The sequence below is a fragment of the Streptomyces sp. NPDC023541 genome (assembly GCF_055559995.1).
This window is the reverse complement of record NZ_JBVHJO010000002.1, coordinates 161299-181461: the sequence shown is the minus strand read 5'-3', so window position 1 is coordinate 181461 and position 20163 is coordinate 161299. Positions and strand designations below refer to the sequence as shown.

The 20163-nt window shown below is 69.3% G+C and carries 18 protein-coding genes, 2 tRNA genes and 1 pseudogene; 4 read left to right on the top strand and 17 right to left on the bottom strand.

The window, feature by feature from the left end; all coding sequences use genetic code 11:
- Positions 1 to 5: 5 nt before the first annotated feature.
- The 7 genes from mrdA to folC form a co-directional block, all read right to left on the bottom strand.
- Positions 6 to 2177 carry a penicillin-binding protein 2 gene (gene mrdA / locus ACZ3X1_RS04765; protein ID WP_467276617.1) on the bottom strand — a complete coding sequence of 724 codons (2172 nt, stop codon included), beginning with the start codon at positions 2175 to 2177 and terminating at the stop codon, positions 6 to 8.
- 13 nt (positions 2178 to 2190) lie between these two features.
- Positions 2191 to 2898, bottom strand: a complete 708-nt coding sequence (mreD, locus tag ACZ3X1_RS04760) for a rod shape-determining protein MreD (protein ID WP_356810033.1) — start codon at positions 2896 to 2898, stop codon at positions 2191 to 2193.
- A 13-nt stretch (positions 2899 to 2911) separates the two neighbouring features.
- A complete protein-coding gene (gene mreC, locus ACZ3X1_RS04755; protein ID WP_030819225.1) occupies positions 2912 to 3859 on the bottom strand; it encodes a rod shape-determining protein MreC in 948 nt (315 codons plus the stop codon).
- Positions 3860 to 3990: 131 nt separating this feature from the next.
- Positions 3991 to 5010: a rod shape-determining protein gene (locus ACZ3X1_RS04750; RefSeq protein ID WP_030008578.1), complete on the bottom strand. Its 1020-nt coding sequence runs from the start codon at positions 5008 to 5010 to the stop codon at positions 3991 to 3993.
- A gap of 295 nt (positions 5011 to 5305) precedes the next feature.
- Positions 5306 to 5716, bottom strand: a complete 411-nt coding sequence (ndk, locus tag ACZ3X1_RS04745; protein WP_030027161.1) for a nucleoside-diphosphate kinase — start codon at positions 5714 to 5716, stop codon at positions 5306 to 5308.
- A 129-nt stretch (positions 5717 to 5845) separates the two neighbouring features.
- The gene (locus ACZ3X1_RS04740) at positions 5846 to 6214 is read right to left on the bottom strand and encodes a DUF4233 domain-containing protein (RefSeq protein WP_356810037.1); all 369 of its coding nucleotides are present in this window, start codon (positions 6212 to 6214) and stop codon (positions 5846 to 5848) included.
- Between the two features lie 2 nt (positions 6215 to 6216).
- Positions 6217 to 7755, bottom strand: coding sequence for a bifunctional tetrahydrofolate synthase/dihydrofolate synthase (folC, locus tag ACZ3X1_RS04735; protein WP_390076904.1), 1539 nt, complete (start codon positions 7753 to 7755; stop codon positions 6217 to 6219).
- Positions 7756 to 7983: 228 nt separating this feature from the next.
- Here folC and ACZ3X1_RS04730 point away from each other — a divergent pair.
- Positions 7984 to 8136 (top strand): annotated as a pseudogene (locus ACZ3X1_RS04730) (rod shape-determining protein); the annotation flags it as partial.
- Between the two features lie 65 nt (positions 8137 to 8201).
- Here ACZ3X1_RS04730 and ACZ3X1_RS04725 read toward each other — a convergent pair.
- Complete coding sequence (locus ACZ3X1_RS04725; RefSeq protein WP_467276608.1) at positions 8202 to 10850, bottom strand: valine--tRNA ligase; 2649 nt, start codon at positions 10848 to 10850, stop codon at positions 8202 to 8204.
- A gap of 127 nt (positions 10851 to 10977) precedes the next feature.
- Between ACZ3X1_RS04725 and ACZ3X1_RS04720 the strand changes: the two genes are divergently transcribed.
- The gene (locus ACZ3X1_RS04720) at positions 10978 to 11901 is read left to right on the top strand and encodes a hypothetical protein (protein ID WP_467276605.1); all 924 of its coding nucleotides are present in this window, start codon (positions 10978 to 10980) and stop codon (positions 11899 to 11901) included.
- A 51-nt stretch (positions 11902 to 11952) separates the two neighbouring features.
- On the opposite strand, the gene ACZ3X1_RS04715 is transcribed toward ACZ3X1_RS04720, so the two are convergent.
- The 6 genes from ACZ3X1_RS04715 to ACZ3X1_RS04690 all read right to left on the bottom strand — a co-directional run bounded on the left by ACZ3X1_RS04715 (position 11953) and on the right by ACZ3X1_RS04690 (position 17125).
- Entirely contained in the window at positions 11953 to 12228 is a 276-nt protein-coding gene (locus tag ACZ3X1_RS04715) for a hypothetical protein (protein ID WP_467276603.1), read from the bottom strand.
- A gap of 172 nt (positions 12229 to 12400) precedes the next feature.
- On the bottom strand, positions 12401 to 13687 hold the full coding sequence (clpX, locus tag ACZ3X1_RS04710; protein WP_030026955.1) for an ATP-dependent Clp protease ATP-binding subunit ClpX: 1287 nt from the start codon (positions 13685 to 13687) through the stop codon (positions 12401 to 12403).
- A 153-nt stretch (positions 13688 to 13840) separates the two neighbouring features.
- Positions 13841 to 14509, bottom strand: coding sequence for an ATP-dependent Clp protease proteolytic subunit (locus ACZ3X1_RS04705; RefSeq protein WP_356810045.1), 669 nt, complete (start codon positions 14507 to 14509; stop codon positions 13841 to 13843).
- Positions 14510 to 14564: 55 nt separating this feature from the next.
- Positions 14565 to 15182 (bottom strand): ATP-dependent Clp protease proteolytic subunit, encoded by a 618-nt coding sequence (locus ACZ3X1_RS04700; protein ID WP_030649990.1) that lies wholly within the window; start codon positions 15180 to 15182, stop codon positions 14565 to 14567.
- A gap of 309 nt (positions 15183 to 15491) precedes the next feature.
- The gene (gene tig, locus ACZ3X1_RS04695) at positions 15492 to 16886 is read right to left on the bottom strand and encodes a trigger factor (RefSeq protein ID WP_467276592.1); all 1395 of its coding nucleotides are present in this window, start codon (positions 16884 to 16886) and stop codon (positions 15492 to 15494) included.
- Between the two features lie 162 nt (positions 16887 to 17048).
- Positions 17049 to 17125, bottom strand: a tRNA-Pro gene (locus ACZ3X1_RS04690).
- 168 nt (positions 17126 to 17293) lie between these two features.
- On the opposite strand from ACZ3X1_RS04690, the gene ACZ3X1_RS04685 reads away from it, so the two are divergent.
- Positions 17294 to 17364, top strand: a tRNA-Gly gene (locus ACZ3X1_RS04685).
- 91 nt (positions 17365 to 17455) lie between these two features.
- Positions 17456 to 17737 (top strand): Imm32 family immunity protein, encoded by a 282-nt coding sequence (locus ACZ3X1_RS04680; RefSeq protein ID WP_467276590.1) that lies wholly within the window; start codon positions 17456 to 17458, stop codon positions 17735 to 17737.
- A gap of 199 nt (positions 17738 to 17936) precedes the next feature.
- Here the strand turns inward: ACZ3X1_RS04680 and ACZ3X1_RS04675 are convergent, their stop codons facing one another.
- From ACZ3X1_RS04675 to ACZ3X1_RS04665, 3 genes are all read right to left on the bottom strand, one after another.
- Positions 17937 to 18131 (bottom strand): membrane protein, encoded by a 195-nt coding sequence (locus tag ACZ3X1_RS04675; protein WP_030008564.1) that lies wholly within the window; start codon positions 18129 to 18131, stop codon positions 17937 to 17939.
- 155 nt (positions 18132 to 18286) lie between these two features.
- Positions 18287 to 18742: an HD domain-containing protein gene (locus ACZ3X1_RS04670; RefSeq protein ID WP_356810048.1), complete on the bottom strand. Its 456-nt coding sequence runs from the start codon at positions 18740 to 18742 to the stop codon at positions 18287 to 18289.
- Positions 18739 to 20127 (bottom strand): pyridoxal phosphate-dependent decarboxylase family protein, encoded by a 1389-nt coding sequence (locus ACZ3X1_RS04665; RefSeq protein WP_467276584.1) that lies wholly within the window; start codon positions 20125 to 20127, stop codon positions 18739 to 18741. Before ACZ3X1_RS04665 ends, ACZ3X1_RS04670 begins: the two co-directional genes overlap by 4 nt.
- Between the last annotated feature and the right edge of the window lie 36 nt (positions 20128 to 20163).

Below are 20163 nucleotides of genomic sequence, written 5' to 3'. Positions count from 1 at the left end.
GGTCCTCAGTCGTGCCGTGTCGGGGGTGGCCCGGCGAGTGCCGGCGGTTCCAGGTCCTCCGGGGACGGCGGTACGTACGGCCGGATCTCGGGGGATTCGATGGAGCCGTCGGGGTTGATCCTGGGCAGTTTCGTCTCCGGGGCCGGCAGCAGGGCCCTCTTCGGGTCCTGCTTCCCGTCCATGGTCAGACCGTAGAGGGCGTTGTAGAGGTTGCGCACGGCGGGGCCGGAGGCGCCGGAGCCGGTGCCGCCCTGGGAGATCGTCATGACGATCGTGAAGTCCTTGGTGTAGGTCGCCAGCCAGGACGTGGTCTGCTTGCCGTAGACCTGGGCGGTACCGGTCTTGGCGTGCATCGGGATCTTGTCCTGGGGCCAGCCGCCGAAGCGCCACGCGGCGGTGCCGCCGGGTTCGACGACCATGCGCAGCCCCCTGTCCAGGTCCGCGACGGTCTGGGTGTCGATGGGGAGCCTGCCGTGGGACTGGGGCTCGATCATCTCTACGTGTTTGCCGTCGGGGCTGATCACGGCCTTGCCGACGGTGGGGTTGTACAGGGTGCCGCCGTTGCTGATGGCCGAATAGGCGGTGGCCATCTGGATGGGGGTGACGAGGACGTCGCCCTGGCCGATGGCGAAGTTGATGCTGTCGTAGGCCTTGAGCTGGTTGCCTTCGAGGCAGCTCTCGTAGGCGATCTGCTCGACGTAGGTGCCGCCCCGCTTGCCCTGCTTGCACCAGGAGTTCTTGTTGGCCGCCCAGAAGCTCTGCTTCCACCGGCGGTCGGGGATGCGGCCCTTGACCTCGTTGGGCAGGTCGATCCCGGTCTCCGAGCCGAGTCCGAACTCCCGGGCGGTCCGGTAGAACCAGTCGTGGGCGTCCTTCTTGGGGCTGAGGCCGCCGTCGCGCTGCCACTCCTTGTGCCCGAGGGCGTAGAAGACGGTGTTGCAGGAGAACTTGAGGGCCTCGGCGAGGGTGATGGGGCCGTGTCCCTTGGACTCGAAGTTCGCGAAGCTCCGGCCGCCGAGGCTGTAGGAGCTGCTGCAGTTGTACTTGTCGTTGAACTTGTAGCCGGCCCGGACGGCGGCGCTCGCGGAGACCACCTTGAAGATGGAGCCGGCGGGGGCCATGCCCTGGATGGCCCGGTTGAGCAGCGGGTAGTTGGAGCCCTTGCTGGTGAGTTTGGCGTAGTCCGCGCCGGAGATGCCGCCGACCCAGGCGTTGGGGTCGTAGTCGGGCTGGGAGGCCATCGCGACGATGCGGCCGGTCTTGGCCTCCATGACGACGACGGCGCCCGAGTCGGCCTCGTACTTGCGGCCGGTGATGTTGTCGGTCTCGTTGCGGACGACCTTCATCGCCTGCTGGAGCTCGTACTCGGCAACGGCCTGGACCCGGGCGTCGATGCTGGTGACGAGGGTGGACCCGGCGATTCCGGGGTCGGACTTGGTCTGGCCCATGACCCGGCCGAGGTTGTCGACCTCGTACGAGGTGACCTCCGCCTTGCCGCGCAGCTGCCGGTCGTAGGTGCGTTCGATGCCGGAGCGGCCGACCTGGTCGGACCGCAGGTGCGGGGAGTCGGTGTCCTTGGCCTTCTGGATCTCGTCGTCGGTGACGGGCGAGAGGTAGCCGAGCACCTGGGAGGTGCGGGCTCCTCCGGGGGCCGGGTAGCGGCGGACGGCGGTGGGCTCCGCGGTGATGCCGGGGAACTCCTCCGGGCGTTCGCGCAGCTGGAGCGCCTGCTGGGTGGTGGCTTCGAGGGTGACCGGGATCGGCTGGTAGGGGGAACCGTTCCAGCAGGGCTTGGGCGTCTGGGAGTCGCAGAGCCGGACCTTGTCCATGACCTCCTTGGGGGTCATGTCCAGGACGGCGGCGAGGCGGGTCATGACGCCCTTGCCCTTGTCCTTCATCTTCATGAGCGCGGTGCGGCTGGCGGAGACGACCAGGCGGGTCTCGTTGTCGGCGAGGGGGACCCCGCGGGCGTCGAGGATCGAGCCGCGCACGGCGGGCTGGACGACCCGCTGGACGTGGTTGCTCTTGGCCTCGTGGTAGTACTCCGCGCCGTTGCGGATCTGGAGGAACCAGAGCCGGCCGCCGAGGGTGATGAGCATGGAGAAGACGAGGACCTGCATGATGACGAGCCTGATCTGCACCCGGGAGGTACGGCCGGTCTCCGGGACGTTGGTCACGTCTGCTCCTCCCTCACAGCTTCTTGACGCTCTTCACACCCTTGGCCGGCTTGACGCCCTTTATACGGACGGCCTTGTTGGCGCGGACCCGCGCGGTCTTCAGGCGCAGGCCGCCGCGCTGGCTGCCGATGCGCAGGCCGGTGCCGCCGGCCAGCCAGCCGGCGGAAACGTCGGCGGCCTTGTTGGCGGGGCCGCCGCCGGCCTCGACGGCCATCGGGTCGTTCTCGGCCCGGCGGGCGAGCGCCATGATCCACGGCACGGTGAACGGCGCGAGCAGCAGGTCGTAGAGGGTGGCGGTGAACACCAGCCCGGTCAGGCCGACGTGGCGGGCGGCGGTGTCGCCGACCAGGGCGCCCACGCCCGCGTAGAGCAGGGTGGAGCCGATCGCGGCGGCGACGACGGTCAGCATCGGGCCCCAGGCGGAGCGGAACCGCCCGCCGTCGGGGCGGACCAGGCCGGCGACGTAGCCGATGACGCACAGAACGAGCGCGTACCGCCCGGCCGCGTGGTCGGCGGGCGGCGCCAGGTCGGCGAGGAGTCCGGCGCCGAAGCCGATGAGCGCACCACTGACGTGCCCGTACACGAGTGCGAGGGACACGACGGTGAGGAGGAGCAGGTCGGGTACCGCGCCGGGCAGTTGGAGCCGGCCCAGGACGGTGACCTGGATGACGAGGGCGACCACGACGAGCGTGGCCGAGAGCAGGATCCGGTTGAAGCGCATACGGGGTCGGCTCCTAGTCGTCGGCCGGCTGGGCCGCCAGGCTGGCGGACCCGGACGGAGTGACCGTGACGGTGACCGTCGGGGTGGGCTTGGGGGCCTCGGGCTTGGGCGGCAGAACGGCGTCGCGCGGGTCCTCGCGCGGCGGCATCACGACGACGCCCACGATGTCGAGGCGCGAGAAGCCGACGAACGGACGCACCCATACGGTGCGGGTCAGGTCGCCGCGGGAGGGGTCGACCTTGACGACCTCGCCGATCGGGACGCCGGGCACGAAGGGCTTGTTGCCGCGCGAGCCGAAGGTGACGAGCCGGTCGCCGGGGCTGACCTTGGCCTTGCCGTTGAGCATCTGGACGGACAGGGCGCGGTCTCCCTGGCCGGTGGCGAAGCCGAGTTCGCCGGTCTTCTCCAGGCGCGTGCCGACCGTGAAGTCGGGGTCGTTGGCCAGGACGACGGTGGAGGTGTCGGGGCCCACCGTGGTGACCCGGCCGACGAGCCCGTCGCCGTTGAGGACGGTCATGTCGCGCTCGATGCCGTCCTTGCTGCCGGCGTCGATGGTGACGGTCCAGGAGAAGCCCTGGGCCGCTCCTATGGCGATGACCTCGGCGCCCTTGATGCCGTACTGTCCGGCGCCGGCCCGCTTGAGCATCTCGTCGAGCTCGTGGATGCGGCTGCGGGTCTGGTCCTCGCTGCCCAGCTTGGCCTTGAGGGCGGCGTTCTCGCGCTCCAGCGTGGCGATGCGGTTGTGGCGCTCCCCGGAGTCCCGTACGGCCCCTATGGCGTTGGCGACCGGATCGACCGCGGTCGCCACACCTTCCTCGACCGGCCCGAAGACCGCTGCGGCGGCCTGCCGGGCACCGTCGACCGGTGACTCCTCGCCTGCCCTGATGTCCACCGTGATCAACGCGAACGCGATGGCGATCAGAAGCACCAGGAGCAGCCGGCTTTCTCGTGTGTCCCTCACGTGCGGCGGCCGTGCCTTCCTCGTCGGAATTCTCTTTGCCTGTATATCAACGATCCGCCGCACGGGCCCGGTAGCACCCGTACGGCGGATCCTTGTGTTCCGCTTACCCCCTCCGGCAGGGAGGGGCGTTGTCAGCGACGGGGCTGAGCGTCCAGGACCTGCTGGAGGGCCTCGAACTCCTCGACGCACTTGCCGGAGCCGAGCGCGACGGAGTCGAGGGGGTCCTCGGCGATGTGGATCGGCATGCCGGTCTCGCGGCGCAGCCGCTCGTCGAGGCCGCGGAGCAGGGCGCCGCCGCCGGTCAGGACGATGCCGCGGTCCATGATGTCGCCCGAGAGCTCCGGCGGGCACTTGTCGAGCGTCGTCTTGACCGCGTCGACGATGGAGTTGACCGGCTCCTCGATGGCCTTGCGGACCTCGGCGGCCGAGATGACGACCGTCTTGGGCAGGCCCGAGACCAGGTCCCGGCCGCGGATCTCGGTGTGCTCGTCCTTGTCGAGGTCGTACGCCGAGCCGATGGTGATCTTGATCTGCTCGGCGGTCCGCTCACCGAGGAGGAGCGAGTACTCCTTCTTGATGTGCTGGATGATCGCGTTGTCGAGCTCGTCGCCGGCCACCCGGATGGACTGTGCCGTGACGATTCCGCCCAGGGAGATGACGGCGACCTCGGTGGTGCCGCCGCCGATGTCCACGACCATGTTGCCGGTGGCCTCGTGGACGGGCAGGCCCGAGCCGATGGCGGCAGCCATGGGCTCTTCGATGATGTGCACCTGGCGGGCGCCGGCCTGCGTGGACGCCTCGATGACCGCGCGGCGCTCCACTCCCGTGATGCCGGAGGGAACGCAGACCACGACGCGCGGGCGAGCCAGGTAGCGACGCTTGTGGATCTTGAGGATGAAGTACCGGAGCATACGCTCGGTGATCTCGAAGTCGGCGATCACGCCGTCCTTGAGGGGCCTCACGGCGACGATGTTGCCGGGCGTGCGCCCGATCATCTTCTTCGCCTCGGAGCCGACCGCCAGGATGCCGCCGGTGTTCGTGTTGATGGCGACCACGGACGGCTCGTTCAGGACGATCCCCCGGCCCCTCACGTACACCAGCGTGTTGGCGGTCCCGAGGTCGATCGCCATGTCACGGCCGATGAACGACATGTTGTTCCCCTTGTTCCCCATGAGGAGCGTCTGGCCTTCCAGTTGAAAGCGGCTGCTGTCAGGTCGGCGAGGTGGGTGTGTGGGTGGAGGCCCCATCGTAGTGCCGGGGTACGGACACCGCGCGACGGGACTCCGGCAATCCCGCCGGAACGGATACCCGCCCCCTCAGTGGTGACGACGTGTCCTGCCCAGGCGTTCCCGCTCACGCCCGGAATTACCTGGGGGCGACCGAAATTACTTCGGTCGCCCCAGGTCGTGAGCGCTATTCGGCTGATGTCTCGTCAGGAAGGACTGATCAGAGCGCGGGGAAGAAGAGCTTCAGCTCGCGCTCGGCCGATTCCTCGGAGTCCGAGGCGTGGATCAGGTTCTCCCGGGTGACGGTGCCGAAGTCGCCCCGGATGGAGCCGGGCGCCGCGGCGATCGGGTCGGTGGGTCCGGCCAGCTGGCGGACGCCCTCGATGACGCGTTCCCCTTCGACGACCAGGGCCACGACCGGGCCGCTGGACATGAAGCCCATCAGCGGCTCGTAGAACGGCTTGCCCTTGTGCTCGCCGTAGTGCGCCTCCAGGGTCTCCTGGTCGAGCGTGCGCAGCTCCAGGGCGGGGATGGTCCAGCCGGCCTTCCGCTCGATGCGGCCGATGATCTCGCCGACCAGGCCACGACGGACGGCGTCGGGCTTGAGCAGGACGAGGGTGCGCTGGGTCATGTTGCGGCTCCTTGCGGCATACGGGTGCGGTGGGACGAATCTACAGGGCCGTCCGGGGAGGTCCGGCCGCCCGGGGGCCGGGGCCGAGGGCCGGGGCCGGGGCCGGGGGCCGGGCGGCCCGGAGCTCCGTCAGGCGGTGTCGGACGCCGCGGGCGCCGCCGGCGCCTCCTGCGCGGCGGCCCAGCGCTCCTTGATCGAGTCGATCCTCCGGCCGTAGTGCACGGAGCACCACCACAGGCCCGCGAAGACCGCGCCGAGGAAGAACATCGTCGGGACGACGAACCCGCTCGCGACGAGCCCGATCTGCAGGGCCCAGCCCAGCTGGACGGCCCCGGGCCGCGACAGCATCCCGCACAGCAGCACCGACAGCAGCATCGCGACCCCGCACACCGTCCAGACCGTGGCCTGGGTCAGGTCCGGGTCCTTCATGGCGACCAGTCCCGCGAAGCCGATCACGAAGAACTCGCCGATCAGCGTGCTCGCACACAGCGTGCGCATCCTCAGCCCCTCTTCAGCAGCAGGCGGGCCTCGCCCACCGTGATCACGGAACCGGTCACCAGGACCCCGGCCCCTCCGTACTCGGCCTCTTCCTCGGCCAGGGTGATCGCCGCCTCCAGGGCGTCGTCCAGCCGCGGCTCCACCTGCACCCGGTCCACGCCGAAGACCTCGACGGCGACGGCCGCCAGATCGTCCGCGCCCATCGACCGGTGGCTGGAGTTCTGCGTGACCACGACCTCCGCGAAGATCGGCTCGAAGGCCTCCAGCACCCCGCGCACGTCCTTGTCCTCGCTCGCGGCCACGACGCCGATGAGCCGGCTGAAGCCGAACGCCTCGGTCACCGCCTCCGCGGTGACCGCCGCGCCCGCCGGGTTGTGGGCCGCGTCCAGGATCACCGTCGGGCTGCGCCGCACGACCTCCATGCGGCCCGGCGAGGTCACCGACGCGAAGGCCTTGCGTACCGTGTCCACGTCCAGCACCCGGGCGTGCTGCCCGCCGACCCCGAAGAAGGCCTCGACCGCGGCGAGCGCCACCGCCGCGTTGTGCGCCATGTGGGCGCCGTACAGCGGCAGGAAGATGCCGTCGTACTCGCCGCCCACACCGCGCAGCGTCAGCTGCTGCCCGCCGACCGCGACCTCGCGCGAGACGACGCCGAACTCCATGCCCTCGCGGGCCACCGTCGCGTCCACCTCGACGGCCTTCTTCAGCAGCACCTGGGCCGCGTCCACCGGCTGCTGCGCCAGGATGACGGTCGCGTCCTGTTTGATGATGCCGCCCTTCTCCACCGCGATCTCACCGGGCGTGGAGCCGAGCCGGTCGGTGTGGTCCAGGCTGATCGGGGTGACCACGGCGACGGAGCCGTCGATCACGTTGGTCGCGTCCCAGCTGCCGCCCATGCCGACCTCGACCACGGCCACGTCCACCGGGGCGTCCGCGAAAGCCGCGTAGGCCATCCCGGTGAGCACCTCGAAGAAGGACAGCCGGAACTCCTCGGCGGCGTCGACCATCTCCACGTACGGCTTCACGTCGTGGTACGTCTCCACGAACCGCTCGGCCTCGATCGGCGCCCCGTCGAGGCTGATCCGCTCGGTGATCGACTGCACGTGCGGGCTCGTGTAGCGGCCGGTGCGCAGCTCGAAGGCGTTCAGCAGGGCCTCGATCATGCGGGCCGTGCTGGTCTTGCCGTTGGTCCCGGTGATGTGGATGGAGGGGTAAGCGCGCTGCGGCTCGCCCAGTACGTCCATCAGCGCCGCGATCCGCGACACCGAGGGCTCCAGCTTGGTCTCGCCCCAGCGGGTGGAAAGCTCCTGCTCCACCTCCAGCAGCGCCTTGGCGACCTCCGGGTCGACGGGCCGGGCGGGCACCGGGTCCCCCTGGGGCGGGCCGGCCTGGGCGCGCAGGGTACGGCTGCCGGCCTCGATCACCGCCAGGTCGGGGTCGCGGTCGGACTCTTCCGCCACGATCTGGTCGAATTCGTCGAACGCACCGGCGAGGTCTTCGTCGTCGTGGCGGTCGTGGCTCTCGGGCTGCTGGTCACTCACAGGGCCAGTCTACGGACGGCCACCGGGAGGACTTCCGGCCCGGCCGTTTCGGGACCTTCGGCGCCGGAAGTGACCTGATCGTCATGCAGCCGTGCGAGCAGCAGACAGCCGAGCAAATGCCGCAGGCCAGCACCAACAAGACCGCTTCCGGCCGCGGCATAGGGACGACCTGCGGACAGCCGACACCCTCGTCCACGCGCGGGGGCACGGGATCGTCCTCAATGAGCCGTCCGTGGTCGCGCCGTCAAGGCGGGCACCACCACCGCCGTTCACCTGATCGAGGAGCCGATGGCCGCGGCGATCGGGGCCGGACTGCCCGCGGCGGAACCGCTCGGCTCCATGGTCGTGGACATCGGCGGCGCCACCTGCCAGGTCGCCATCAGACGGCGTACGGCGAAGGCCCCCGCACCGGTCCGGTGCGGGGGCCTTCGGCGTCGTACGAGGGGCTACGCGGCGGGCAGCGTCTCCAGCTGGGCCTGGATCCGGGCGATGTCCGCCTCGGCCTTGGCCAGCCGGCCCTTGATCTTGTCCACGACGTTGTCGGGGGCCTTGGCCAGGAAGGCCTCGTTCCCCAGCTTCGCCTCGGCCTGCGCCTTCTCCTTCTCGGCCGCGCCGAGGTCCTTGGTCAGGCGCTTGCGCTCGGCCTCGACGTCGATGGTGCCGGACAGGTCCAGCGCGACCGTGGCGCCGGCGACCGGAAGGGTCGCGGTGGCGCTGAAGGAGTCGCCTTCGGGCTGGAGCCGCAGCACCTGGCGGATGGCGGCCTCGTGGGCGGCCAGCACGGTGCCGGTCAGGTCCAGGCGGGCCGGGACCTTCTGCTTGTCGTCGAGGCCCTGCTCCTTGCGGAAGCGGCGGACCTCCTTGGTCAGCGTCTGGACGCTGCCGATCTCGGCCTCGGCGGCGTCGTCGCGGAAGCCGCCCGGGGCGTCAGCCCCAGGAACCGCCACAGCCTTCGGCCAGTCGGCGATGACCAGCGACTCGCGCCCGGTGAGGGTGGTCCACAGGGTCTCGGTGACGAACGGGACCACCGGGTGCAGCAGGCGCAGCATGACGTCGAGGACCTCACCGAGGACCCGGGCGGAGACCTTGGCCTGCTCGCCGCCGGCGAAGAACGTCGTCTTCGACAGCTCGACGTACCAGTCGAAGACCTCGTCCCACGCGAAGTGGTAGAGCGCCTCGCTGAGCTTCGAGAACTGGAAGTCCTCGTAGTACGCGTCGACCTGCGCGATCGTCTTGTTCAGGCGGGAGAGGATCCAGCGGTCGGTGGCCGACAGCTGCTCGGCCGACGGCAGCTCGCCCTCGATCGTGGCGCCGTTCATCAGCGCGAAGCGCGTGGCGTTCCAGATCTTGTTGGCGAACTTGCTGGACGCCTGGACCCAGTCCTCGCCGATCGGGACGTCGGTGCCGGGGTTGGCGCCCTTGGCCAGGGTGAAGCGGACGGCGTCGGAGCCGTACTTGTCCATCCAGTCCAGCGGGTCGACGACGTTGCCGAAGGACTTCGACATCTTCTTGCCGCGCTCGTCGCGGACCAGGCCGGTGAGCGCGATCGTCTTGAACGGGACCTCGCCGTCCATGGCGTACAGGCCGAACATCATCATCCGGGCGACCCAGAAGAAGATGATGTCGTGGCCGGTGACCAGGACGTCGGTGGAGTAGAACTTCGCCAGGTCCGGGGTCTTCTCCGGCCAGCCGAGCGTGGAGAACGGCCACAGGCCGGAGGAGAACCAGGTGTCGAGGACGTCGGTGTCCTGCGTCCAGCCCTCGCCGGTCGGCGCCTCGTCGTCCGGGCCGAGGCAGACGATCTCGCCGTCCGGGCCGTACCAGACGGGGATGCGGTGGCCCCACCACAGCTGGCGCGAGATGCACCAGTCGTTGAGGTTGTCGACCCAGTCGAAGTAGCGCTTCTCCATCTCCACCGGGTGGATCGCGACGCGGCCGTCGCGGACCGCGTCACCGGCGGCCTTGGCGAGGGTCTCGACCTTGACCCACCACTGGAGGGACAGGCGCGGCTCGACGGTGGTGCTGCAGCGCGAGCAGTGCCCGACGGAGTGCAGGTACGGGCGCTTCTCCGCGACGATCCGGCCCTGCTGGCGCAGCGCGCCGACGACCGCGGAACGGGCCTCGTAGCGGTCCAGGCCGATGAAGGGGCCGTGGACGGTGATGACACCGTGCTCGTCCATGATCGTCATGTTGGGCAGGTTGTGGCGCTGCCCGATGGCGAAGTCGTTCGGGTCGTGCGCCGGGGTCACCTTGACGCAGCCCGTGCCGAACTCCGGGTCGACGTGGGTGTCCGCGACGACGGGGATCGAGCGGTCGGTCAGCGGGAGCTTGATGAGCTTGCCGACCAGGTGCTTGTAGCGCTCGTCGTCGGGGTGGACGGCGATGGCGGTGTCGCCGAGCATCGTCTCGGCGCGGGTGGTGGCGACGACGAGAGTGTCCTCGCCCTCCCCGTACTGGATGGAGACGAGCTCGCCCGCGTCCTCCTGATACTCCACCTCGATGTCGGAAATGGCCGTCAGACAGCGGGGGCACCAGTTGATGATGCGCTCGGCGCGGTAGATCAGGCCGTCGTCGAAGAGCTTCTTGAAGATGGTCTGGACGGCCTTGGACAGGCCCTCGTCCATGGTGAAGCGCTCACGGGACCAGTCGACGCCGTCGCCGAGGCGGCGCATCTGGCCGAGGATCTTGCCGCCGTACTCTTCCTTCCACTGCCAGACGCGCTCGACGAACGCCTCGCGGCCCAGGTCGTGGCGGGACTTGCCCTCCTCGGCGAGCTGCTGCTCGACCTTGTTCTGGGTGGCGATGCCGGCGTGGTCCATGCCGGGCAGCCACAGCGACTCGTAGCCCTGCATGCGCTTACGCCGGGTCAGGGCGTCCATGAGCGTGTGCTGGAAGGCGTGGCCCAGGTGCAGGGAGCCGGTGACGTTCGGCGGCGGGATGACGATGGTGTACGGGGGCTTCTCACTCGCGGGATCTGCCGTGAAGTACCCACGCTCTACCCAGCGCTCGTAGAGCTTCCCCTCTACATCGGCCGGCGTGTAGGCGGTCGGCAGTTCGGAGTCGGGGCTGCTGGGTGTTTGCGTGTTCTCGGTCACGGGGCTCAGTTTAGGGCCGTAACAGTCCAGTCATGAAACCGGTTGGAGAGGGGCCCGGCGCCCTGGCGGGCTTCGGCTTCCGACAGGATGTGAGGAACGTATAAGCAACCTCAGAGGGGGACGCGGGATGAGCTACAACCAGCCGGGGCCTTACGGACAGCAGCCTCAGCAGCCCGGACCGTACGGACAACAGCCTCCGCCGCCCGGACCGTACGGCCAGCCCGCGCAACCGGGCCCGTACGGCCAGCCCGCGCCCCCGCAGCCGGGCTACGGCTACCCACAGCAGCCGGGCGTCCCGCCGCAGGGCTACCCCCAGCAGCCGCCGACCCCGGCCTACGGCTACCCCCAGCAGGCCCCGTACGGCGGGCAGCCCCCGAAGAAGTCCAAGGCCGGGGTGATCATAGGCGTGGTCGTGGCGGTCGCGGTGATCGCGGGCGGCGGCTGGTACCTCCTGGGCGGCGGCGAGGGCAGCGTGTCCGACGACACCAAGGGCTACAAGCTCGTCGCCGCGGAATCGGTGGACGACTTCAAGAAGGACCCCAAGTACAAGGAGCCGTCCTTCTCCGACGAGGACAAGAAGGAAGCCGAGGCGGCGGGCATCAAGAACCCGACCCAGGTGGGCATGGACTACCTGGCCGGCGACCCGAAGAACCCGCTGACGGCGAAGGGCCTCAAGTTCTCGGGCGTCTACGGCGAGGTCGCCGACCCGGAGAAGTCGGTGGACGGGTACTTCGCCAAGATCAGGATGCAGTCCGCCAAGGACGGCAAGTCCGAAGTGCAGCTCCTCGGCAGCCCGAAGACGATGTCCCCGCCCAACTTCAAGGGCGCCGTCATGAAGTGTCAGGACATCAAGTTCACGTCGAAGGACACGAGCACCAAGGGGCCCAAGGAGGCCACGCTCCCCTTCTGCGTCTGGGGTGACTACAGCACCGTCGCCATGGTCAGCGCCTCCGACGTGGCGTCGATCCTGGCCGGCAAGCCGGGTTACACCCAGGAGCAGGCCGCGGAACTCGCCGCAAAGCTCTACAACACTTCCCGCGTCAAGTCATGATCGGTGCAGCGGTCGGCGCAGGGGGAGCCCCGTGCGCCGACCGGGCCACTGTCAGGCGAGCTGGTAGCACGCCGTCGAAGCGTCGCTGACCTTCACCCCGAGGTTCACCAGAGTCACGTAGCAGCCATGCCGGTTCATCCCCGACATGTCCCATGCAGCGGCGTGATTGCATGCGGCCTGCACCTGCGAGCCCACGTTGTATCCCAAATTGCGCAGGTAGACCTGACAGTCAGCCGACGAGGCCGACGCCGGTGAAGCTGCAACAACGGGCAGGGCGGCAGCAGCGAACACAGCTGCGAGAACGCCGAGCGTACGCTTCTTCTTCATTCTTCATCCCTCCGCGGAGACCACTTCCCAACTCGAAGTTGATCAAGAAAAATGCCGCCAATTCAGGCTTCATCGAACACTTGGCCTGTTGTCACGCGCCTGAGTCCTGAATGCAAGAAGGGGCGCCCCCGGTGGGGGCGCCCCTTTCGCGTACCGGTCTACTGCCCTGCGGCTAGGCCGACTTCTCGTGCGGGCCCTGGTCCTTCGGGACGATGCGGGGGACCAGCGTCGGGTTGACGTTGGAGCGGACGACGTCCGCCGTGATGACCACGCGGGCCACGTCCTTGCGGGACGGGACCTCGTACATCACCGACATCAGGACCTCTTCCATGATGGCGCGCAGGCCGCGCGCGCCCGTCTGGCGCAGGATCGCCTGGTCCGCGATGGCCTCCAGCGCCTCGCGCTCGAAGTCCAGCTCCACGCCATCGAGCTCGAACAGGCGCTGGTACTGCTTCACCAGCGCGTTGCGCGGCTCGATCAGGATCTGGAGCAGGGCCTCGCGGTCCAGGTTGTGCACCGAGGTAAGGACGGGGAGGCGGCCGATGAACTCGGGGATCATCCCGAACTTCACCAGGTCCTCCGGCATGACCTCCTGGAACTGGTCGCTGGCCTCGATCTCGCGCTTCGAGCGGATCGTCGCCCCGAAGCCGATGCCCTTGGCGCCCGCGCGCGACTCGATGATCTTCTCCAGGCCGGCGAAGGCACCGCCCACGATGAAGAGCACGTTCGTCGTGTCGATCTGGATGAACTCCTGGTGCGGGTGCTTGCGGCCGCCCTGCGGGGGGACCGAAGCCGTCGTGCCTTCCAGGATCTTCAGGAGGGCCTGCTGCACGCCCTCGCCGCTCACGTCGCGCGTGATCGACGGGTTCTCGCTCTTGCGGGCGACCTTGTCGATCTCGTCGATGTAGATGATCCCGGTCTCGGCCTTCTTGACGTCGTAGTCGGCGGCCTGGATCAGCTTCAGCAGGATGTTCTCGACGTCCTCGCCGACGTACCCGGCCTCCGTCAGCGCCGTCGCGTCGGCGATGGCGAACGGGACGTTCAGCATGCGGGCCAGGGTCTGCGCCAGCAGCGTCTTGCCGGAGCCCGTGGGGCCCAGCAGCAGGATGTTGGACTTCGCGAGCTCGATCGCGTCGTCGCGGCCCTGCGCGCCGCCGTTCTCGCCGGCCTGGACCCGCTTGTAGTGGTTGTACACCGCTACCGAGAGCGCCTTCTTCGCCGGCTCCTGGCCGACGACGTAGCTCTCCAGGAACTCGTAGATCTCACGGGGCTTGGGGAGTTCCTCCCACCGGACCTCGGAGGTCTCCGCGAGCTCCTCCTCGATGATCTCGTTGCAGAGGTCGATGCACTCGTCGCAGATGTACACACCGGGTCCTGCGATGAGCTTCTTCACCTGCTTCTGGCTCTTTCCGCAGAACGAGCACTTGAGCAGGTCGCCGCCGTCACCGATGCGTGCCACGAGGTGCTTCCCCTTCGCCTGGGAGACGCCTGGTTCAGCGCTCCTGGTGCCTCATATCCGACGGTACCTTGCCGGGGGCCCCGTGCGGGGCCCCCTTGACGTGGTTCACATCCCGGAATCCGGTGGTGTGTCCCCGCCAACTGGCGGCAAGGATCAGAAATTGCTGCTCTTGCGGGTGGAGATGATCTGGTCGATCAGGCCGTACGCGAGGGCGTCCTCGGCCGTGAGGATCTTGTCGCGCTCGATGTCGTCGCGGATCTTCTCGATCGGCGTCGTCGAGTGCTTGGCCAGCATGGTCTCCAGCTGGTCGCGCATGCGCAGGATCTCGTTCGCGGCGATCTCCAGGTCGGAGAGCTGCTCACGGCCGGTGCCGCCGGAGGGCTGGTGGATCAGCACGCGGGCGTTCGGCAGGGCCATGCGCTTGCCGGGGGTGCCGGCGGCGAGCAGCACGGCGGCGGCGGAGGCCGCCTGGCCCATGCAGACCGTCTGGATGTCCGGCTTCACGAACTGCATCGTGTCGTAGATCGCCGTCAGCGCGGTGAACGAGCCGCCGGGGCTGTTGATGTAGATCGAGATGTCGCGGTCCGGGTCCATCGACTCCAGGCACAGCAGCTGCGCCATGACGTCGTTGGCCGAGGCGTCGTCGATCTGAACGCCGAGGAAGATCACGCGCTCTTCGAAGAGCTTCGCGTACGGGTCGTACTCGCGCACGCCCTGCGAGGTGCGCTCGACGAAGCGCGGGATGACGTAGCGGTTGTCCACCTGCGGGCCGGAGTAGAGGCCGCTCGCGGAGAAGTTGTTCTGCATCTGGGTGTTCACCATCCTGGTGGCGTTCTGCGGGCTGTCGACTGCTGGGTACTGGCGGTGGTTACCGGGATCAGGCCCCGGTGCCGCCGCCGCCCGGAACGTTGGACGCGGCCGAGATGATCTCGTCGATGAGGCCGTACTCCTTGGCCTCCTCGGAGGTGAACCAGCGGTCGCGGTCACCGTCGCGGATGATCGCCTCGACGGTCTGGCCCGAGTGGAACGCGGTGATCTCGGCCATCCGCTGCTTGGTGCGCAGCAGGTACTGGGCCTGGATCTTGATGTCCGACGCGGTGCCACCGATGCCGGCGGAGCCCTGGTGCATCAGGATGTCGGTGTTCGGCAGGGCGAAGCGCTTGCCCTTGGCGCCACCGGTGAGGAGGAACTGCCCCATCGAGGCCGCCATGCCCATGCCGATGGTCACGACGTCGTTGGGGATGTACTGCATGGTGTCGTAGACGGCCATGCCGGCCGTCACCGAGCCACCGGGGCTGTTGATGTAGAGGTAGATGTCCTTCTCCGGCTCGGCGGCCAGGAGCAGGAGCTGCGCGGTGATCTTGTTCGCGATGTCGTCGTCGACCTGCTGACCGAGGAAGATGATTCGCTCGCCGAGCAGCCGGTTGTAGACATGGTCGCCGAGGCCGCCACCGATGGACGGCTCACCCGCGGCGTAAGGCTTCAGATTCGTCACGTATCCACCTGCTCGTCTCCGACGGCCATGTGCCGTCTCAGCGTCTCGTTCTGGGGCGCGGTCCGGCCGGAGCGGACGGGTCCGCCGGCGCCCGGGTACTCACGTGCCCTCGTATTCATGGACCCTAACGCGCAGGTCGGACAACGCCATCCCGCTTCCCGAACTGTTCGCTCGGAGCGCAAGCTCCGGGGGCCGTGCGGGGACCGTGCCGCGGCCATGCCGAAGGGCCCGGACGCGGCTGCGTCCGGGCCCTTCGGGGCACTCCTCGGCGGGCTCGGCCCGGGATGTCACCCGGCCTCGCCCGAGGTGTTACTTGGCCTCGTCGGCCTTGACCTCGTCGTCGCCGTCAACGGCGGCCTCGACGGCCTCGGCAGCCGTCTCGACCTCGTCCTCGTCGTCGGAGAGGTCGACGACCTCACCGTTGGTGTCGACGACCTTGGCGGCCTCGACGACGACCGCGAGGGCCTTGCCGCGCGCGACCTCGCCGACCAGCATCGGGACCTGGCCGCCCTCGACGACCGCCTGGGCGAACTGGTCGGGGGACATGCCGGAGGACTGGGCACGGCGCATGAGGTGCTCGGTGAGCTCCTCCTGGTTGACGCCCAGCTTCTCCTTGTTGACCAGGGCGTCCAGGACGAACTGGGTCTTGATGCCCTTGATCGCCTGCTCCTTGGTCTCGGCGTCGAACTCCTCGACCGTCTTGCCCTGGAACTCCAGGTACTTCGCCAGGTCCAGGCCCATCTGGCCGAGCTGGTGGTGCTCCAGGTTGTGCTTGCGGGTGTTGACCTCGTCCTCGAGGAGCTTCTCGGGGATCGGCACCTCGACGAGCTCCAGCAGCTTCTCCAGGACGCGCTCCTGGGCCTGCGTGGCCTGGTCGTACTGCTTCATGTTCTCGAGGCGCTTGCGGCTGTCGGCCTTGAGCTCCTCGAGGGTGTCGAACTCGCTGGCCATCTGGGCGAACTCGTCGTCCAGCTCCGGGAGCTCCTTGGCGGAGACCTTGGTGACCTTGACGGTGACCTCGGCGTCCTTGCCCTCGGCGGAGCCGCCCTTCAGCTGCGAGGTGAAGGTGGCCTCGCCGCCGGCCTCGAGGCCGGTGACGGCCTCGTCGATGCCCTCGAGCAGCTCGCCCGAGCCGATGGTGTAGGAGACGTCGGAGGCGACGCCGTCGGGCAGCACCTCGCCGTCGACCTTGGCCTCGAGGTCGATGGTGACGACGTCACCCTCGGCGGCGGCGCGCTCGACGTCCTTGGTGGACGCGAAGCGGTTGCGCAGCTGCTCGACCGACTTCTCGATGTCCTCGTCGGAGACCTCGATGGCGTCGACCTCGACCTCGATGCCGGAGTAGTCCGGGATCTCGATCTCGGGGCGCACGTCGACCTCGGCGGTGAAGGCCAGCAGCTCGCCGTCCTTCAGCTCGGTGATGTCGACCTCGGGCTGGCCCAGCGGGTTCAGGTCGGCCTCGTTGACGGCCTCGGTGTAGAACTTCGGGAGGGCGTCGTTGACGGCCTCCTCCAGCACCGCACCGCGGCCGAAGCGCTGGTCGATGACGCGGGCCGGGATCTTGCCCTTGCGGAAGCCCTTCACCGTGACCTGCTGGTTGATCTTCTTGTACGCCGCGTCGAGGCTGTCCTTGAGCTCCTCGAAGGGCACCTCAACAGTGAGCCGAACCCGCGTCGGGTTCAGGGTCTCAACGGCGCTCTTCACGGTTCGGTCTCCTTGTGGCTGACTGCTTGGGGATCTGCCGTCTCGCTGGAATCAGCGGCCCGGCGGACTTCGGCCCGGTACATCAGACACACGGGCACGCAGCTTGCATAGTAGCCGCAAGCGGCAATCAGCCCACAACGCGATCTTGCGGTGGGCCGCCAGTGGTCGGGGTGGCCGGATTCGAACCGACGACCTTCCGCTCCCAAAGCGGACGCGCTACCAAGCTGCGCCACACCCCGTCGGTGCGACACGTAGGGTACATGCCCGGAGACCCTCTGATGCGCGGTGTTTCCCGAGCCGTTTCGGACGGAGGGCGGCGCGGACACGGAATGTGGTGTGCGCACGGCCGGAACGACCCGCTAGGATGCTGTCCGTGCCACGGTCCCCGGACCTGCGGCGCACGCAATGCGGGCGTAGCTCAATGGTAGAGCCCTAGTCTTCCAAACTAGCTACGCGGGTTCGATTCCCGTCGCCCGCTCTCAGTGCCGAAGGGCCAGGTCAGAGGACATCTCCTCGACCTGGCCCTTGGTCGTTCCCGGGGTGCGCGGGCGGGCGGTTGGCGTGGCGGCATGAACGAACCGCTGATCAAGGTGCAGAGCTCCGTCGGCGAGGCTCACGTCAAGGCCGACGCGGAACGGCTTCGCGTCCTCGCGGAACGGTTGTCGGAGCTCGCCGGCTCCGGCGTACGGGACGGGCACCACCTGCACTTCGACGCGGGCGTTGACCTTGAGGACGGCTCGTCCGGGCTCGTGCCGGACCAGCGGGCGGCGGGGCAGCCGCTTTCCGCCACCCGTCCGTGCCCGTGTGGTGGCCGAAGAGGAGGTCGGCGAGGTCGTCCGGCGCGTCGGTGAGCGCGTAGGCCGGTTTTGGACCATGTGGTGGGCGGCAATGCGCCGGGGCCCTCGCGGAGCGCGTCCTCGGCTCGTCGTTTGCCAGGCGCCTCGCCTGGTCGGCGGGGTGGTTCGGGCCGTCGGAGTCACCGCTCGTGCCGCCAGGCCGGCGCATGCGCCATCAGCCGCATCAACCGGGCCCGGGCGGCGGGCGGGACGCTCAGAGCTTGATGTTCGCAATCATCGTCGCAAGGGAGTTGAGGAAACGGTTCACGTCGTCCGCGATCGAGCTGGACGCCAGGAAGAAGCCGAAGAGGGCCGCGACGATGGCGGGGCCCGTCTTGATGTGGTTGCCGCGGATCAGCACCACCAGGATGACCGCCAACAGAACCACCACTGACAGCGAAATGGCCACTACTGATCACACCTTCGGTCGTCCCCTGGTCGGCCGGGGGCGCACGGCCGAGAATGCCCCCACATGGACCATCCTCCCACCAACGGGCCACGGTCATACGCCCCGTGACGAAAGGCCATGGTTCCGTTTTCGCCAACCGTCGCGGGCGACGGGGTTCAGGGGGCCGAAAGGCCCAAGAGGGAACGGACATACGCATACTTCGCGGACAGCCGGTCGCGGGTGGGAGTGTCCAGTACGGAGAGGCGTACGGGGTCGGCGTTGTGCGCGAGGTCGGCTTCCTTGACCAGCAGGGCGCCCGGCGTGGCCAGGATGCGGGCCGCGTACTGCTCGACCGGCTCGCCGGGGCGCTTGGTGACGGCGAGGACCATGTCCTTCACGGACTGCGGGAGAGCGGCGGAATCCAGCCACGTGAGGCTGAGCGCCTCGTCCTCGATCGCGTCGTGCAGCCAGGCCGCCGCCTGCTGTTCGGGGGTTCCGCCGCGTACGCGCACGCCCTCGGCGACGGCCGCGAGGTGCTCGGCATACGGCCTCCCGGCCTTGTCTGTCTGGCCCTCGTGCGCATCGCGCGCCAGGGCCTCGACCTCCAGGAGGGTCAGGGGACTGCTCGTCATGCGATCTCCCTCGCTGCCGTGCGCAGGGCCCGGGCGGCCCGCTGGACGTCCGCGTGCGTCGTACGCCAGTTGGAGAACGCTGCGCGCAGTCCGGCGGTTCCCTCGTGGACGGTGGGGGTGACGAACACCTCGGCGGCCACCGCCTCGCGCAGGGCGGTCAGACGGGCCGGATCGGGGTTGTCGGTGAGGGTGAAGCAGACGACGTTGAGGCGGACCGGGGCGAGGAGGGTGAAGGCGGGGTCCTCCGCCAGGGCCGCGCCGAGGGAGCGGGCGCCGGTGATGTTGCGCTCGACGATCTCCCGGTGGCCCTGGCGGCCGTAGGCGCGCAGCGTGAACCAGGCGGCGAGGGCGCGCAGCCGATGGGAGTTCTCCGGGGTGAGGTGGACGAGGTCGGGGTGCTCGCCGAGGGGGCCGAGGTAGGCGGCGGCGTTCTGGAACACGCGAGCCTGCAGGTCGCGTCGGCGGGTGAACTGGACGGCGCTGTCGTAGGGGACGTTGAGCCATTTGTGGAGGTCGACGCAGAGGGAATCGGAGGCATCGAGCCCTACGGCGAGGTGCGCGTGGTCCGGGGAGAGCGCGGCGAAGGCGCCGAAGGCGGCGTCGGTGTGCAGCCAGAAGTCGTGGCGGGCGCGGAGGGCGGCGATGGCGGGGACGTCGTCGAAGTCGACGGTGTCGACGGTGCCCGCGTTGGCGACGACGACCGCCGGTCCGGGGGTGTCGGCCAGTGCCCGGTCCAGGGCGGCGGGGTCCACGGCCTCGCGGCCGGGCAGGGTCGGGACGCGCACGAGGGAGTTGCGGCCGAGGCCGAGGACGGAGAGGGCCTTGGCGATGGAGGAGTGCGGGGCTCCGGAGAGGACGCGGACCGGGCCGAGGGCGCCGGCGCCGTCGTCGGCCGGGGACACGCCGAGGCGTTCGCCGAGCCACTCGCGGGCGATGGCGAGGCCGGTGGTGTTGGACATGGTGGCGCCGCTGACGAAGGTGCCGGTGTGGGCGTCGGAGAGGCCGAACAGCTCGCGCAGCCAGCCCACGGTCTCGCGTTCGAGGTCCTGGCCGGCGCGGTCCATGGAGGAGTTGGAGTTCTGGTCGTGGGCGGCGGTGAGCCAGTCCCCGGCGAGCGCCGCGGGAGTGGCGCCGCCGGTGACGAAGCCGAAGTAGCGGGGGCCGGCGGAGGCGGAGAGCCGCGGCTCCCAGCGGGCGCGGAACGCCGCGAGGGCGGCCTCCGCGCCGCGGCCCCGCTCCGGTAGGGGTTCGGGGTCGGCCGGCTTCGCCATATCCGGTACGACGGCGCGTTCGTCGAGGGTGGCGAGCGCTTCGGCGGCGGCGCGGCGGGTGGCGTCGAGCAGGTCGGGGAGCCGTGCGAGGTCGGCGGCGAGCGTGCGGTCCATGGGGGCACGGTAGGGCCCGCGCGGGCCCGCGCGGGC

Bases quoted from the DNA above. Each gene is read 5' to 3' on its own strand.
- mreD (WP_356810033.1), bottom strand. From the start codon at position 2,898: ATGCGCTTCAACCGGATCCTGCTCTCGGCCACGCTCGTCGTGGTCGCC.
- ACZ3X1_RS04750 (WP_030008578.1), bottom strand. From the start codon at position 5,010: ATGTCGTTCATCGGCCGTGACATGGCGATCGACCTCGGGACCGCCAAC.
- ndk (WP_030027161.1), bottom strand. From the start codon at position 5,716: ATGACCCAGCGCACCCTCGTCCTGCTCAAGCCCGACGCCGTCCGTCGT.
- ACZ3X1_RS04740 (WP_356810037.1), bottom strand. From the start codon at position 6,214: ATGCGCACGCTGTGTGCGAGCACGCTGATCGGCGAGTTCTTCGTGATC.
- ACZ3X1_RS04720 (WP_467276605.1), top strand. From the start codon at position 10,978: ATGAGCTACAACCAGCCGGGGCCTTACGGACAGCAGCCTCAGCAGCCC.
- ACZ3X1_RS04715 (WP_467276603.1), bottom strand. From the start codon at position 12,228: ATGAAGAAGAAGCGTACGCTCGGCGTTCTCGCAGCTGTGTTCGCTGCT.
- ACZ3X1_RS04705 (WP_356810045.1), bottom strand. From the start codon at position 14,509: ATGGTGAACACCCAGATGCAGAACAACTTCTCCGCGAGCGGCCTCTAC.
- ACZ3X1_RS04680 (WP_467276590.1), top strand. From the start codon at position 17,456: ATGAACGAACCGCTGATCAAGGTGCAGAGCTCCGTCGGCGAGGCTCAC.
- ACZ3X1_RS04670 (WP_356810048.1), bottom strand. From the start codon at position 18,742: ATGACGAGCAGTCCCCTGACCCTCCTGGAGGTCGAGGCCCTGGCGCGC.
- ACZ3X1_RS04665 (WP_467276584.1), bottom strand. From the start codon at position 20,127: ATGGACCGCACGCTCGCCGCCGACCTCGCACGGCTCCCCGACCTGCTC.